Raw genomic sequence first — 14,484 nt, 5'->3', positions numbered from 1 at the left:
ACTGTCCTGTTAATGAAAGAGAGAAGAGTGAATATGAAAAAATTATACGGCACCGTGGTTCCCATTATCACTCCCTTTACCGGGGAAGACCGGATTGATGTGGAATCACTGAACAATCTGACGGAGTATGTGATCGAGGGAGGCCTTCAATGTCTCTATCCCTGCGGGACCACCGGGGAGATGCTGCTCCTTACTCCCGATGAACGCATGCTGGTTCTCGAAACCGTTATTAAAAAAACGGCAGGGCGTATCCCGGTATTTGCCCAGGCCGGAGCCATGACCCTGAAAGATACCATTGAACTTGCCAGGCATGCGGTAAAGGCCGGAGCCGACGGAATCGGCGTTGTCACCCCCTCCTATTTCAAGCTGTCCGACGACGGTCTCGTCGATTACTATACCGCCGTAGCCGGAAGCGTACCGGAGGATTTCCCGGTCTATCTTTACGCGATTCCTCAGAATGCGGTAAATGATATTAATCTCTCCACCGCAGAACGGATTGCCGCAGCCTGTAAAAATGTAGTTGGAATTAAATACAGTTTTCCGGACATGACGCGGATCCAGGAGTTCATGACAATCAACCGGGGAGAATTCTCCGTGCTGGTCGGCCCGGATCATCTGTACCACGCCGTATGTGCAGTCGGCGGGGACGGCACGGTATCCGGAAACGCGATGATATTGAGGGAGCATTACGCCGCGCTTTGGAATGCCATCAGCTCCGGAGACAATAAGCTGTCGGCCAAAATCCAGCGCAGAACTAATGTGCTGAACCATATTCTCTGCCGGAAAAATAATATTTCTGCATATAAATCTCTTCTGTGCAGGGAAGGTATCATCCGCTCCGCCCGTATGAGGGCACCGATGGAATCACTGTCGGACGGTGAAGTGGAAATGATGGCTCTGGAGCTTAAAACAAACCGCTACAGGGAAGTAATTCTATAATATCATGTCTGGATTAAGTAACAATAACCTGAACGCCCCGTGTACCAAGCTCTGCCAAAGAAAAAAGTGATAGGTGAAGGGATGGAAATGCACCAATTTGCATTTCCCTTTCCTTTCTCTTATCACTTTTTATTCTTATCTACCGCATCGATGTTCGTCCAACATCTGACCTGCTTTCAGCAGATCCTGCTCCAGCAGACCTTTCCAGGTATCGGCAAAACCTTCCAATTCTCCATTTTTAAGGAAGTTTCCCGCCTTACCGATTACCTTCAAATACTCTTCCTGCAGGATTGGCCTCTCTGCACGTTTTAAAACAAACGGATATCCCCATACAATAAATTCAGCTAAAACACGGTAACACTCCCTCACGGTAGCCAAAGAGCAGTTGGTGACGATAAAGTCACTTACCAGTTTAAAGCACTGGTAGCATGCATCCTGTCTGGAGACATCTTCAAATCCGGCTGCCAGTGAATCACACTGTTCTTTCTCCGCATTCTGCAGAGTATAAAGCAAAACCGGACGCACTGTCAAGGCCATAAACTGCAGGCTGTCCCGGTAGAGACGCAGTCCCTCCTTTACTTCTGCCCGTCCAAAATCAATAGCGCCGATCTCGAAACAGACTTCCGCTACCTTTCCCCGATGGGAACTGATAATTCCAAGACTGCCCAGGATGTTGAACGTCCGGCGCAGCGTCCGGTAAGAAACGCTTAACTGTTCCGCCATTTGGGAGAGGGGAGGCAGGGAACTTCCGATTGGATAGGTTCCATTCATAATCTTAACGATAATGCGTGAAACCAGGGTGTAGCATAACTGCGGCCGCTGCCAGTACACGTTCCAGCGAAAGGGAATTATTTCCTTTTCATTCAGACCATACTCTTCTTCCGCCCTGGCACAGAATGTCAGAAGTTTTGTCATACTGGCGTTGAAATCGTCCTCAAACGCTACCCTCATAAACTCAGACTCATTCTCTTTTCCGTCACTCAAAAGGTCTCTGTCCCTTTCCAAATGTATTTCCCTTCTGGACAGGTAGGGAAAACGGATATAACGGAGCAGTTCCCAATAAAAATTCAGGAACAGCTTGTTCTGCAGTTCATCAAAGGCAAAGAGATGAAGGCGGATAGAAACGGATAAATCCGTCATCCATGCCTCCGACAGCTTTTTTTTCAACTGCTCCCATGTGTCTTTATCTAAACTGCCCTGGGCATACACCCAGACCGGTTCAACCAGCAATAACCCCGCCCCGCAGAAATCAATGATTCCCGCTCTTCTCGGTACAAAATACCGGGCGGCATTTTCCCTGAATTGCTCCATATCCGCCTGGTATATCACCCTGGACAGCTTTCTGGCCGTAACCTCTATATATCCGTTTTCTTCCAGGCGTGTAAGCGCGGCCCGAACGGTCCGGGGAGCCATACGGAAAGTTTCCCCAATTTTGGGTATGGAAGGAAGTGTTTCCCCATAAAGGCACACTCCCATTAATATTCTTGCCTCATAGTAATCATAAACCAGATTGTAAATCAGTTTGTCGCTGTCCGTCAAAATGTCATCCCCTTTTAGTCTGTCATAAATATGTGAAACTCTAATCGGTTGTGTTACGATTACTTTGATTATATCATAATATCCCGGAAAAAGCGCCGCCGGTTTTTTCCGGCGACGCTTTTCAGCAAAACCTCTATTATTGGCAAAATCTCTAAATACTGTCCCCCGCTGTTTCTTTTAGCTTAAACCGTGCAACCAAATCGTTTAAAAGCTGCGCCTGGGAAGATAATTCCTCGCTGGCCGCGGCGCTCTCTTCCGCCGTTGCGGAATTTGTCTGAACCACTCCGGAAATCAAATTGACGTTCTCCGTGATCTGACGGATTGAATCGGACTGTTTTTCCGATGCGTCGGCAATGTAACTGAGCGACTCCACCACCTGGCGTACCCCTGATACCACTTCTTCCAGCGATTCAGCCGTTTTGTTTGCAAGCTTCGCTCCCTTTTCAACTATCAGAAGAGAGCTTTCTATCAGGGCAGCCGTACTCTTCGATGCGGCGGCGGATTTCCCGGCCAGATCGCGCACCTCGTTCGCCACCACGGCAAAGCCCTTCCCCTGCTCTCCCGCGTGAGCCGCTTCCACCGCCGCATTCAGGGCAAGAAGGTTGGTCTGGAACGCGATATCCTGGATTGTTTTTATAATCTTTCTGATTTCGCAGGAACTTTCGCTGATCTCGGTCATTGCACCCAGCATCTCCTGCATGCAGGCTCTGCTTTCCTGTGCATTCGACTGAAGGATCCTGGAATGTTCGCTGGCATCCTGCACGTTCCTTGCGTTTCTGTCTACCTGCTCCGATATGCTCTTATTCGTATCGGAGAGTTCCTCTACGGAAGACGCCTGCTCTGTAGCTCCCTGAGCCAGGGTCTGTGCAGCCTCGGCCACCTGTTCCGAACCGGACGCAACCTCCTGCGAAGCGCGGTTGATTTTAAAAAGAGTATTGCTCAGTCCGTCGTTAATCGTACACAGCGATAGAAAGAACTGATGTAAGTCACCAGCATACAGCTCTTCCTTGCTTTGCACATTAAAGTTTCCCTTCGCCATTTCTCCAAGCAGATACGTCTCATCCCGGATGATATCCAGCAAGACGGCCGCCATAATCCTCATATCGTCGGCGAGCTGTCCCAGTTCATCCTCAGCACGGTATTCAATCTTTATTTCCGCAAATTCTCCCCGGGACATGCTTCGCGCCGCTTCTTCCAGTTCCTTCACCGGCTGTGCAATACTCCGTGTGATATATGCGCCGAATAAGGCGCTGACGATCACTCCCACACTTCCCAGTATCATCATCGTAGTGACCGCCTTGGTCTGTCTGTCCTGAAGTCCTGCAACAAGGCTTTCCCCCTTGTTTTTTCCGCTTTCTGTCAGCTTATCCAGCTCTGCCTGGGCTTCCTTAATTGTGGGGATATTATTTTTCTCCATATAATCAGCCGCTTCTGAATTACGGTTCTCCGCAGCCAGGGAAAGCACCGTATTGCGCATCGGCGCAAGCTTCTTAAGCGCAGCGTTCAGGCGGGCAATAATCTGTTTGTCGCCCAGAAAATGCTTCTCAATTATCACCATCTGCTCCTCTATAATCAGAGCGGCCTCTCCGGCATTTGCCGCCGCTTCTTCTATAATTTCGGGATCCGTGTTCGTAATTGAACGGTAAACTGCCTTCTGCATTCTTTCAAAATTGGCATTAACAATGCCTGCGCTGTCATTGACCGTAAAAGGTCCGTTGTAAAAAGTTTCTATCTGCCCTCCCAGTTTAACCAAATCGACGATGCTCATGGTACATCCCGCTATCAGCACGATCAGGATTATCGCATATGAGATAAATAACTTTTTCCCCACCTTTAAATTTTTCATTCCCCCTGCCTCCGCTTTTGTATTTATATCTTTTAAACTCTCCTTCAAACTTTTTCTCATAAAAACCGGACATTACCGTTCTGTTTTTCACCGCCCGGTTGATTCATATATGGACAAAGTTTCTTTTAAAAGATTATAGCATGAATCGGGGGCATAAACAACAGATGAATAACATTACGGAATCAACCTTCCCTGTACATGATGCTCAAAACTGTAACCCATGCCCAGTAATTTTCTGTCCTCCCCCTTCCGGGCGGTGAAAGTCGCCCCCTGGGGCATTCCTTTCCTGTCTTTTCCAAACGGTACCGTCAGCTCCGGGTATCCGGCCAAAGCCGGAGCCGTAGAACCGGAACTGTTCAGAAATACCAGCGCATCGAGATGATATTCATCAAAAACAGCAGACAGGGCATCATCCGCTCTCCGTACCGACTCTTTAATCCCATCCGTATCCGGTCTGTCCGTCTTTTCCGCCTCCTCCAGTAAATCCTGCCCATACCGCATTCTCCGCTCCGGATCTTCCCGGTTATATTCCAGTAGTTCATTTAATTTTCTGATTGGATAACGGCCGGCGGCTGTATAGTCTTCAAACTCTTTTTTAAAGGAAAGGGAAATACTGTTGAATGTGATAATCCCCCTGGTATCCAAATCTGCATCAATCACCCTGGCTCCTGTTTCTTCAAGCTTCTGCCGCAAAAGGGACATCATTTCACCATCGCTGTATTCATAGCCTAAAAGGCCAACCGTCTTTCCTTTCAGGGCATCCGCCGGGAAACTTTCGGGCAGCTCCGCACCTGATATCATCCGGTAAACAACAGCTGCATCCTCCACGGTCTTTGCAATCGGCCCCGCCGTGTCTATTTCTTTGATAAGCGGAAATATACCGTCCCCCGGAATGCTGCCGCGGGTCGGTTTAAACCCCGTAACTGAATTGGCCGCAGAAGGAGCAATAATGGAACCGTCTGTCTCGGTACCAATACAAACGGGGGCTAAATTGGCCGTCACCGCCACCGCGCTGCCGCTGCTGGAACCGTAAGCCGACAGTTTTAAAGGCCCGTACGGATTAATGGTCTGGCCTTTGACTGCGCTGTACCCGGCAGGCATGATCCCTGATACATAATAGGACAGTTCGGAGAGATTGTTTTTACCCAGAATAACCGCTCCCTCCTCCTTCAGCGCCTTTACTAATCCGGCGTCCGAGGGAGGATAATAACCGGAAAACGCAACGGTTCCGGCGCTGCAGGGCATACCAGAGGCATTGATATTGTCTTTCAGCATGATCGGAATGCCATATATTCCATTTTGATGTTCCTGATTCTTTCCCCGCTCCATATCTTTTTTCCTTGCTTCGTCGATCGCCCGGGGATTGACACATATCACAGAATTGTATCCCTTTTCCTTTTGATCGATGGTTTTGATTCTGTAGAGGCAGACCGCGGTAATCTCCTCATAGGTTAAAAGCCCCTCTTCCACCGCTTTCTGTATCTCCTTGACTCCCTTCTCTACGATGTAACCTTCCTTCTCCTCCACAATTTTCCCGATATCCAGGCCTGCAAGCTGACGGTCAATCGACAGAATCACCGTTTCATTGTCATATGCGATCCACTCCTCTCCCGGCGGGGCCGACCTTTTAATATACAGCGCCGTTCCTGCCGCCGCCAGAATTACCGCCGCTGATATGCCCACTATTATTTTCACTCTTTTTTTCATTGTTTCCTCCAATTTCCTGATTTATAGCTGCCTCATTTCCATTTACTTTTATTCTGCCCAAAGCGTCCATTTATACCCATTGTTCTAACTCTTGCGGTTTTTTCTTACCTGTTGCATAATTGCATAATACTCTCCCGCTTTTCCTTACGGTTGTTAATTTCCCACACATACCGGCAGTTTCTGCGGCACCCAGAGAGCAAGAATGATTAAAAGTCCGACGCAGTCGTCGGGTATAATAATAGACCGGAAGGAGGTTTCGGATATGCGAAACGAAAATATTGAAAATATTGTCTCCGTGATTGAATATATCGAAGCTCATCTGACGGAGAAACTGGATTTAAACCGTATGGCGGACGCCGTCCACTATTCCAAATATCATCTGCACCGCATGTTTACCGGAGCGGTCGGCCTGACGCCGCATGAATACCTTCAGAGGAGGCAGCTCACCGAGGCCGCAAAGCTGCTTGTCTTCTCCGGCAAATCCATTCTGGATATCGCGCTGCTCGCAGGATATGAAAGCCAGCAGGCGTTTACAAATGTGTTCACTGCCATGTATAAAATATCGCCGGGCAGGTACCGGGAAAATGAAAAATTTTACCCGCTGCAGTTAAAATACCGTTTGGAAGGGAGTTTTGGCATGTTGGATTTAAAAGAACCGGAGGAGTGGGAGATCGAGTTCGCCGTCGAGGAGGACATCCCCTGCTGGATGGAACTGGTCCGCCTCGTCGTAGACGGATTCCCCTGCCTGAATGAGGAGGAATATGTCTGCGTGCTGAAAGAAAAAATAAGAACCAGGCAGGCGCTGATTTTGAAAGACGGCGGATACGCCATCGGGATTATGATTTTTTCATATGACACCGGGAGCATTGATTTTATGGGCAGCCATCCGCTTTACCGGAAAAAGGGCATCCCGAAAGCATTTCTCAAAAAGGTAATGGGGGAACTGTTGAAGGGGAGGGAAATCAGTATCACCACCTACCGGGAGGGCGACCGGGCGGATACGGGCCAGCGAAAGGAAATTAAAGGACTTGGGTTTGCCGAAGCGGAACTGTTGATCGAGTTTGGGTATCCCACCCAGCGCTTTGTTTTAAAGGAGGAAGGCCATGAATAACGGACAGCCCAAAACAGGCGGCATGCCATTTCCCGACGAAGCCGCGCACCTTGAAGAAATCAACCGCAGGCTGGAACAGGCGCTGAAAGAGGCGCAGGCCGATGTGGAACGGATTGATCGGGAATACAGGGACTCCAAACGCTATATGGCGGACTACAGGGGTGAAATCGACCCTCACGAAATGTTCCAGAATGAGCTGCTTCTCAGGCAGACGGATCAAACGGGCGCTTTTGCCGTCGTACTCCGCGACAGGATTGCCCGCCTGAAAGATTCTCCCTACTTTGCCAGAATTGACTTTCAAAGTAATAACGGCAAAGAACCGGAGAAATTTTACATTGGACGTTTTACCTTCAGCCAGGGAAAGGAACCTCTTATTTTTGACTGGCGCGCTCCCGTTTCCAGCATGTTCTACGATTACGAAGCCGGACCGGCCGGTTATGACGCCCCGATGGGAAGAATCGACGGGGAGCTGAAGCGGAAACGGCAATTTAAAATTAAAAACGGAATAATGGAATACGCCCTCGAAAGCGCCGCCCATGTGCAGGACGACATCCTGCAGAAGGAACTTTCCCATACCTCCGACGAAAAAATGAAATCTATCATAGCAACGATTCAGAAAGAACAGAACCGGATTATCCGGAGTGAACAGGCCGGGACGATGATTATCCAGGGAGTGGCCGGCTCCGGCAAAACATCCATCGCACTCCACCGGATCGCTTTCCTGCTCTACCGTCAGAAGGACAGGCTGGCCGCCCGCAATGTGACCATTCTCTCCCCCAACAGGGTCTTTGGGGATTATATCTCAAACGTCATCCCGGAACTGGGCGAAGAACCAATCTATGAGCTGAGTTTCTCCGATATTGCGGAAATCGGACTGGAAAACGTCATCGGCTTCGAACCCGAGCCGGATCCTCTGGAAGTGGAGGATGAGAAATGGATCGAACGCATCCGGTTTAAATCCTCACCGGATTTCGCCTGTCTGCTGGAGGAATACATACAAAAAATGCCGGACCGGATTTTTATCCCCACAGACTATGCATTCGGCCGGTTTACCGTAGACCGCAAATGGATACGGGAACGTTTTCTGGCCTACGGTAAATACCCTGTCAAGCGGAGGCTGTCCATGACCGCAGACGATATTTACAACCGCCTTCAAAATGAAAACATCTGGCAGGAAGATCTCCCGAAGGCCAGATCGATTCTGAAAAGCCTCACCGCAATGCTGCGTTTTAAAAACACTCCGGCGCTTTACAGGGATTTTTACAAATGGCTGGAACGGCCGCAGATGTATGTCATGCCGGCCAGGAATAAGCTGGAATGGATGGATGTTTTTCCTTTTCTCTACCTCCACGCCGCATTTGAAGGAATCAAGGAGAGCAAAATCACAAAGCATCTGGTGATCGATGAAATGCAGGACTACACTCCTATCCAGTATGCCGTAATAAACAGGATGTTCCCCTGTCAAAAAACCATTCTGGGCGACTTCGGGCAGTATCTGAACCCTTACCATACCCACACCCTGGCGGATCTGCGCCGCATTTACGACGGCGCCGAATATGTGGAACTGAATAAAAGTTACCGTTCCACCTATGAGATTATGGCTCTCGCAAAGCGCATCGGAGCGATCGGCGCACTGGAAGCGATGGTGCGCCACGGAGAGGAGCCGGCACTGATAACATGTAAAAATGAGCAGGATGAAATCCTGAAATTAAAAAAGGCCGTCCGGGACTTCAGGGCGGGAGAAAATTCTTCACTCGGTATTATTACGAAAACGGAACGGGAGGCAGAAAAGCTCTATGCCCAGCTCTCGGACGAATGCGGGGTGAACCTGATTCGGCCGGAAAGCACGCATTTTGCAGGCGGGATTTCAATTGCCTCCGTCCGTATGGCAAAGGGCCTGGAATTTGACGAGGTGCTCATCCCCCATGCAGACAGCCTGACTTATCAGTCTGATTATGACCGCAGCCTGCTCTACATTGCCTGCACGAGGGCCATGCACAAACTGACGCTTTTTTACTGCAATGAGCCATCCCGGTTCCTGCCCTTATAAAACCATTCCAGGAAAAATTCATTGAATGCATCCTTACGATCGAGCTGGAGATTGTGTCCCGCATGGTCAAGACAGAGAAACACGGTTTGGGGCAGATGAGCAAAAAGCGCTTTACAGTCTTTATAGCCCACACAGTTATCCGGCCGTCCTGCGGCCCATGCAGACATAAAATGGGCTTCCCGGCGCCGGATTCTTCGTAATGCAGTGATATGGAATTTACCGGTATTTTGGAAAATTTGAGAAAGAGGCCGGAGAATAAGGGCTCCGTCTCATAATTACGAACAATTTTACATATCTTTATTAAAAATATCGTGGAATGAAGGCTATGAAAATAAAGAATAAAAGCGCTCTGATTATTTCTATTCTGACACCGCTGGCGGTCGGCTCACTGTCCTCGCTGCTGAGCGGAAATGCTTCCGGGTATTCTTCGCTCAACAAGCCTCCCCTCAGCCCTCCATCTTTTCTATTTCCTATTGTGTGGACGATCCTGTATGTCTTAATGGGTATTTCGTCGTTTATTATCCATGAATCCCACAGTCCGAAAAAAGAGAAGGCGCTTAAGTTATATCGGCTCCAACTTTTTTTTAATTTTTTCTGGAGCATTATTTTCTTTGGATGGTCGCTTTATCTGGCTGCATTTTTGTGGCTGGCCGTTATGATTCTTATCATCGCGCTTATGATCAGGCAGTTCCTGCAAATCAGCCCTGCTGCGGCGTTTCTTCAGATTCCGTATTTGATATGGTGCCTGTTTGCCGCCTATCTCAATCTGATGATCTACCTCTTAAATTAGTAAGAGCGGGTGAAACTCGGAAAAGTAAGGAGCCGTTGTAACAGTAGAATCATTTCTACCGGAACAACGGCTCCTTACTTTTCCAAACTTATGCCGCATGAGACGCAGTATAAATGTAACACAAAACGCAACCGGGTATTAAAAAAGCCCTGATAAATCAGGGCAGCAAAAAAGCGGGTGATGGGAATCGAACCCACGTATCTAGCTTGGAAGGCTAGTGTTCTACCATTGAACTACACCCGCGTAATAAATATCTCACATTCCAATCGGGGTGACAGGATTCGAACCTGCGACCTCCTGGTCCCAAACCAGGCGCTCTAGCCAAGCTGAGCCACACCCCGTATATGCACGGCAGAACATCTGCAATGCATGAGTTATTATATACTATGCCGTCCCGGTTGTCAACCATTTTATATAATAAATTGTGTCTTTCAAAAAGATATTTTTTATATAATTAATACAATTTTCTGCCGTCCCCATCGGGATAGCCTCCGGTGTCAGTTCTCCAGGTAATTGATTGTATAGTGGGCTTTTCCTTCCCGATCCAGCTCCATCAGCATATAGCTCGGCTTTCTTCCGTCCTGGCGCGGGAAAGAGAGACTGCCGGGATTCAGGATCGTCAAATCCTCCCGGATGTCCAGGTATGGCTTGTGGGTATGGCCGAACATGGCAATCTGAACCTTGCGGTCCCTCGCCTCATCCGCCAGACGCTCCGTTCCCACCGAAACACTGTAGAAGTGCCCATGGGTCAGAAATACCCGGTATTCTCCTATTGTAATCTCTTTCTCTCTGTCCAGGTTGGAAAAGAAATCGTTATTTCCCAGTATCATATAGACCTGGCAATTTTCGTTCTGTTCGCGGCACCAGGTTTCAATCCGGTCCTCGCTGCCCTCCGCATCCCCCAGATGAATCAGCATGTCAAAGGGCGCTGTTTTTTCAATTACAGTCTGCAGATTACCATCCCTGCGATGTGTATCACTTACGATTAATATCTTCATCGTTCCCCTCCAAGGCAGCTTTAAGCGCCTCTTTCATCATTTCCAAAGCCTTGCCGCGATGGCTGATTTTATTCTTCTCATCAATCGCAAGCTCGGCGGATGTTTTTCCATACTCCGGGAGATAGAGAATCGGATCGTAGCCGAATCCCCCTTCTCCGGCCGGTTCCCTGGCTATAAGCCCTTCCATTGTAGCCTGGGTGTGAAGGACACGGCCGTCGGGAAGAACCGCGGCAATATTACACACGAAACGGGCCGCTCTCTTCTCTCCCTCCGCGCCTTCCAGCCTCTGGATCAGAACCCGGTTTTTAACCGAATACGGCTCCGTCTCCAGATATCTCGCCGAATACACGCCCGGCTCCCCGCCCAGGTAATCGATGACCAGGCCGGAATCGTCTGCAAGAACCGTGCCGCCCGTCTGCTCCCAGACTGCGCGGGCTTTGATTTCTGCATTTTCGGCAAAGGTGGTTCCGCTCTCCACAATATTCCCCTTAAATCCGGCTTCCTCCATCGAGAGGATCTCTCTGCCCAGATCCTTGAGGATCAGACGGATTTCCTTCATTTTCCCCTCGTTGCCTGTCGCAAATATAATTTTATTCTTCATTCTCCATAACCTCTTTTTTTCTCGTGTATGCTTTCAGGCACACATTGCATTTCTGTTCTTCTTCCACCCGCTCCCAGGACGTTCCCTTAAAGCTGATGTACCCCTCGCCGTCGCTTAAATCGACGCGGAGGTTTTTGTCGGGTGAATTGTATTCGATTGCCACCGGATGAACAGAACCCGGCGTGCTGATACTGACGATGACAGCAAATTTCTTTCCGGCCGCAAGTTCCACCGGCCTGTCTAAATCTACGGTATAAAATCCGGCGTTTTTAAGTGTTCCCGACGCTGCCAGCATCCGCCTGCCAAACTGTGCGCTGCCCTCCACGTCAGTAACCGTATATACTTCATAGGATGTATCCTGCCCCGTGGCATAAAAGCCGACCGCGGACAGCTCTTCTTCCTCTTCGGCCGTATAGATATTGGCAAAATAGGCGTTCTCCTTGCCGTAGCCCAGCTGGCCTACCCAGCCGCAGAGATCCGTCTGGTAAATATTATCGTAATTATCCGTGCCATCCACTCTGGAATACAGGATATTGTGAATTCCAATATTGGTGTCGTAATAGGATACGTAAAAATATCCCTCGTCCCCGAATTCACCGCCCCAGCTGTTGGCACAGATAAAGGCACCGTCACCCTCCAGATCCAGATTGAAATTTTCTTTGGAATAATTATCGTCCCATCCGATGATTACAATGTCGTGGTTCGGCTTTGCCGTTCCTATATAGCAGTATGCCCCCTGCTCCTTGTTATAAAAACGCGAGTCACTCTGGCCCGTCACCATGGAGGTGTACAGGGAACTCTGAACTCCGCCGTAGAGATAAACGGCCCGCTTGATGGCCTCGTAGTCCTTGCTCGGTATAATCTGTATGTCCTGTACATGGCACACTGGCTTTAGCCCCGGAGGCGAATATTCATCGCCGTATTCATCGTCTTCCTCATATACCGGTCCCTGCCATGCCAGCAGATAGGCCATGGACATCGTATACTCACCGCCGTCATTCTGCTTCATATGGAAACTGTTCCTGATGGACATGTGATCCTCTGAAAAACTCAAATCCGCTTCCGGAAGGAGCCTGCTCTCCAGCGCCATGACGGAGGCAAAGGCCCAGCATGTGCCGAAGCTGCCCTGGTTTTTGACCCTGGGCGCCCGCCCGGTTTCTCGGTAATCATAGGCATAGGGAAGACTTCTTTCATCCTTCCCCTCAAAGGAGAGTTCCAGGATGTTTTCATTCACATCCCACTCTTTTTTGTAGGAAAGCGCTTTTTCCACCGCTCCCAGCGGAACATACAGAATACCGTCCCTATTTTCAATACCGGCTTCCAAGGCTACGGTGACACCGTTTAAAACCATCTCGGGCGTACCCTCCACCATCTCCGCGCGGATTGTGTTCTTCTCCATAACCAGCCTGGAATTGTCGTACAGCCTGGCCGAACAGGAGAGGCAGTCCTGCAGAATACTCACTGGAACCATAAAGTTTCCCTCTTCCGTCATAATTACGGATGGGCCTTTTCGCTTCACCGCACGGCCGTCAATCTTCAGTTTAATGGTTTTATCATTTACTTCCTTCGATATAATGGAATACCATCCGCTGTTCCAGCTTCCCGGCTTCTCTCCCCTTTTAACCTGTTCCCGGGTAAAAAAAGCCTGGTTCTTCGCCGCAATGCAAAAGAGCAGCAGAACCAGCAGAACGATATATAATCGTTTACGCCTCAACTGTATCTCCTGTTTTTCTTTTCGGTGGCCTTGGTCCCATAAACTGGTAATAATACGTCTTCATCATACCGTTGTAAATCTTCCTGTTTTTATCCGCCTTCCTGCCGATATCCCTCTCCGCGTCCTCATAAGCGGTAATCAGATACATGGACCAGGAATCGAGGGCCTTGTACCTCTCCCCAATCTGACGGTACAGCGCGGGGAGATCTTTCTTCTCCTCCAGCCTCTCGCCGTAAGGAGGGTTGGAAATGATAAAGCCGTACTTTTTCGGATGGCTCAGTTCGGCGATCGGCCTCTGCTGGAAATGGATCAGGTGATCGACGCCGGCCCGTTTCGCATTCTCCCTGGCGGCCTTAATCACTTCTCCGTCTATATCGTATCCCTGAATATCCACTTCTACCGTATCGTCCACCATTTCGGATGCCTCGTCGATGGCGTCATACCAGCATTTTCTCGGAATCAGGTTCTTCCAGTCCTCGGAGAGGAATGAACGGTTCAGTCCCGGCGCAATCCCCGCCGCAATCATCGCGGCTTCAATTAGAAAGGTCCCGCTGCCGCAGAACGGGTCTACCAGGATCCTGTCTTTCTTCCATGGAGTCAGCATGATGAGGGCGGCAGCCAGGGTTTCCGTGATCGGAGCCCTGCTCGTGAGCTGCCGGTATCCCCTCTTGTGAAGGGAATCTCCGCTTGTGTCAATGGCTACCGTAACCTGGTCTTTATAAAAGAAAACCCTCAGTGGATATTCACTTCCCGTCTCCGGCATCTGCTCCAGATCGTATTCAGCCTGCATGCGGCGGACAACGGCTTTCTTCATGATTCTCTGAATATCCGAAGGGCTGAAAAGTTTACTGTTGATGGAGGATGCTTTTTTCACCCAGCATTTCGCATCCCTGGGCAGATAATTCTCCCAGGGAATCTCCCTGGTTCTCTCAAACAGTTCATCAAAGGTAAGGGCTTGAAAGCCGCCCACTTTTAATAAGACCCTCTCGGCTGTTCTTAAGAAAATATTAGCCCGGCAGATTGCCTCCGCATCGCCTTCAAAACTGACGCGTCCATTCTCAACCTCCGTGATCTCATATCCCAAATCAATTATTTCCTTTTTCAAAACAGCCTCCAGGCCAAAGTGGCAGGGGGCTATCAGTTCATATCGCACCAAAATGTGTCCTCTTCTCTTTCCATATCCGTATTT

The 14,484-nt window shown here is 49.3% G+C and carries 12 protein-coding genes and 2 tRNA genes; 4 read left to right on the top strand and 10 right to left on the bottom strand.

What is annotated here, in order from left to right; genetic code table 11:
• Positions 1–33: 33 nt before the first annotated feature.
• Positions 34–939: a dihydrodipicolinate synthase family protein gene (locus V3C10_06125; GenBank protein ID WVP63393.1), complete on the top strand. Its 906-nt coding sequence runs from the start codon at positions 34–36 to the stop codon at positions 937–939.
• A gap of 135 nt (positions 940–1,074) precedes the next feature.
• Here the strand turns inward: V3C10_06125 and V3C10_06120 are convergent, their stop codons facing one another.
• The 3 genes from V3C10_06120 to V3C10_06110 form a co-directional block, all read right to left on the bottom strand.
• The gene (locus V3C10_06120; GenBank protein ID WVP63392.1) at positions 1,075–2,478 is read right to left on the bottom strand and encodes a GntR family transcriptional regulator; all 1,404 of its coding nucleotides are present in this window, start codon (positions 2,476–2,478) and stop codon (positions 1,075–1,077) included.
• A 151-nt stretch (positions 2,479–2,629) separates the two neighbouring features.
• The gene (locus tag V3C10_06115; protein ID WVP63391.1) at positions 2,630–4,324 is read right to left on the bottom strand and encodes a methyl-accepting chemotaxis protein; all 1,695 of its coding nucleotides are present in this window, start codon (positions 4,322–4,324) and stop codon (positions 2,630–2,632) included.
• 174 nt (positions 4,325–4,498) lie between these two features.
• Positions 4,499–6,031, bottom strand: a complete 1,533-nt coding sequence (locus tag V3C10_06110) for an amidase family protein (protein WVP63390.1) — start codon at positions 6,029–6,031, stop codon at positions 4,499–4,501.
• Between the two features lie 262 nt (positions 6,032–6,293).
• On the opposite strand from V3C10_06110, the gene V3C10_06105 reads away from it, so the two are divergent.
• Together V3C10_06105 and V3C10_06100 are read left to right on the top strand one after the other, a co-directional pair.
• Entirely contained in the window at positions 6,294–7,142 is an 849-nt protein-coding gene (locus V3C10_06105) for an AraC family transcriptional regulator (GenBank protein ID WVP63389.1), read from the top strand.
• Complete coding sequence (locus V3C10_06100) at positions 7,135–9,192, top strand: ATP-binding domain-containing protein (GenBank protein ID WVP63388.1); 2,058 nt, start codon at positions 7,135–7,137, stop codon at positions 9,190–9,192. The genes V3C10_06105 and V3C10_06100 overlap by 8 nt, the downstream gene beginning before the upstream one ends.
• Here V3C10_06100 and V3C10_06095 read toward each other — a convergent pair.
• Complete coding sequence (locus V3C10_06095) at positions 9,156–9,359, bottom strand: alpha/beta hydrolase (protein WVP63387.1); 204 nt, start codon at positions 9,357–9,359, stop codon at positions 9,156–9,158. The two genes, V3C10_06100 and V3C10_06095, sit on opposite strands and share 37 nt — an antisense overlap.
• 158 nt (positions 9,360–9,517) lie before the next feature.
• Here V3C10_06095 and V3C10_06090 point away from each other — a divergent pair, with 158 nt between their 5' ends.
• The gene (locus tag V3C10_06090) at positions 9,518–9,982 is read left to right on the top strand and encodes a TspO/MBR family protein (GenBank protein WVP63386.1); all 465 of its coding nucleotides are present in this window, start codon (positions 9,518–9,520) and stop codon (positions 9,980–9,982) included.
• Positions 9,983–10,154: 172 nt separating this feature from the next.
• On the opposite strand, the gene V3C10_06085 is transcribed toward V3C10_06090, so the two are convergent.
• The 6 genes from V3C10_06085 to V3C10_06060 form a co-directional block, all read right to left on the bottom strand.
• Positions 10,155–10,225: transfer RNA gene (locus V3C10_06085), tRNA-Gly, on the bottom strand.
• A gap of 23 nt (positions 10,226–10,248) precedes the next feature.
• Positions 10,249–10,323 (bottom strand) — tRNA-Pro (locus V3C10_06080).
• A gap of 156 nt (positions 10,324–10,479) precedes the next feature.
• Positions 10,480–10,980: a metallophosphoesterase gene (locus V3C10_06075; GenBank protein WVP63385.1), complete on the bottom strand. Its 501-nt coding sequence runs from the start codon at positions 10,978–10,980 to the stop codon at positions 10,480–10,482.
• Positions 10,958–11,581 (bottom strand): RdgB/HAM1 family non-canonical purine NTP pyrophosphatase, encoded by a 624-nt coding sequence (gene rdgB, locus V3C10_06070; GenBank protein ID WVP63384.1) that lies wholly within the window; start codon positions 11,579–11,581, stop codon positions 10,958–10,960. The genes V3C10_06075 and rdgB overlap by 23 nt, the downstream gene beginning before the upstream one ends.
• Entirely contained in the window at positions 11,571–13,295 is a 1,725-nt protein-coding gene (locus V3C10_06065) for a lectin like domain-containing protein (GenBank protein WVP63383.1), read from the bottom strand. Before V3C10_06065 ends, rdgB begins: the two co-directional genes overlap by 11 nt.
• A complete protein-coding gene (locus V3C10_06060; protein WVP63382.1) occupies positions 13,285–14,451 on the bottom strand; it encodes a class I SAM-dependent RNA methyltransferase in 1,167 nt (388 codons plus the stop codon). The genes V3C10_06065 and V3C10_06060 overlap by 11 nt, the downstream gene beginning before the upstream one ends.
• Between the last annotated feature and the right edge of the window lie 33 nt (positions 14,452–14,484).

The sequence above is a fragment of the [Clostridium] symbiosum genome, from assembly GCA_036419695.1.
In the GTDB taxonomy this organism is placed as follows: domain Bacteria; phylum Bacillota; class Clostridia; order Lachnospirales; family Lachnospiraceae; genus Otoolea; species Otoolea symbiosa_A.
Note: the sequence above shows the minus strand (reverse complement) of the source record. Positions and strands in the feature narration are given on the sequence as shown.

What these genes read in the sequence shown, in the direction of transcription:
- rdgB (WVP63384.1), bottom strand. Translation starts at nt 11,581, where the DNA reads ATGAAGAATAAAATTATATTTGCGACAGGCAACGAGGGGAAAATGAAG.
- V3C10_06115 (WVP63391.1), bottom strand. Translation starts at nt 4,324, where the DNA reads ATGAAAAATTTAAAGGTGGGGAAAAAGTTATTTATCTCATATGCGATA.
- V3C10_06090 (WVP63386.1), top strand. Translation starts at nt 9,518, where the DNA reads ATGAAAATAAAGAATAAAAGCGCTCTGATTATTTCTATTCTGACACCG.
- V3C10_06110 (WVP63390.1), bottom strand. Translation starts at nt 6,031, where the DNA reads ATGAAAAAAAGAGTGAAAATAATAGTGGGCATATCAGCGGCGGTAATT.
- V3C10_06125 (WVP63393.1), top strand. Translation starts at nt 34, where the DNA reads ATGAAAAAATTATACGGCACCGTGGTTCCCATTATCACTCCCTTTACC.
- V3C10_06100 (WVP63388.1), top strand. Translation starts at nt 7,135, where the DNA reads ATGAATAACGGACAGCCCAAAACAGGCGGCATGCCATTTCCCGACGAA.
- V3C10_06075 (WVP63385.1), bottom strand. Translation starts at nt 10,980, where the DNA reads ATGAAGATATTAATCGTAAGTGATACACATCGCAGGGATGGTAATCTG.
- V3C10_06095 (WVP63387.1), bottom strand. Translation starts at nt 9,359, where the DNA reads ATGTCTGCATGGGCCGCAGGACGGCCGGATAACTGTGTGGGCTATAAA.
- V3C10_06105 (WVP63389.1), top strand. Translation starts at nt 6,294, where the DNA reads ATGCGAAACGAAAATATTGAAAATATTGTCTCCGTGATTGAATATATC.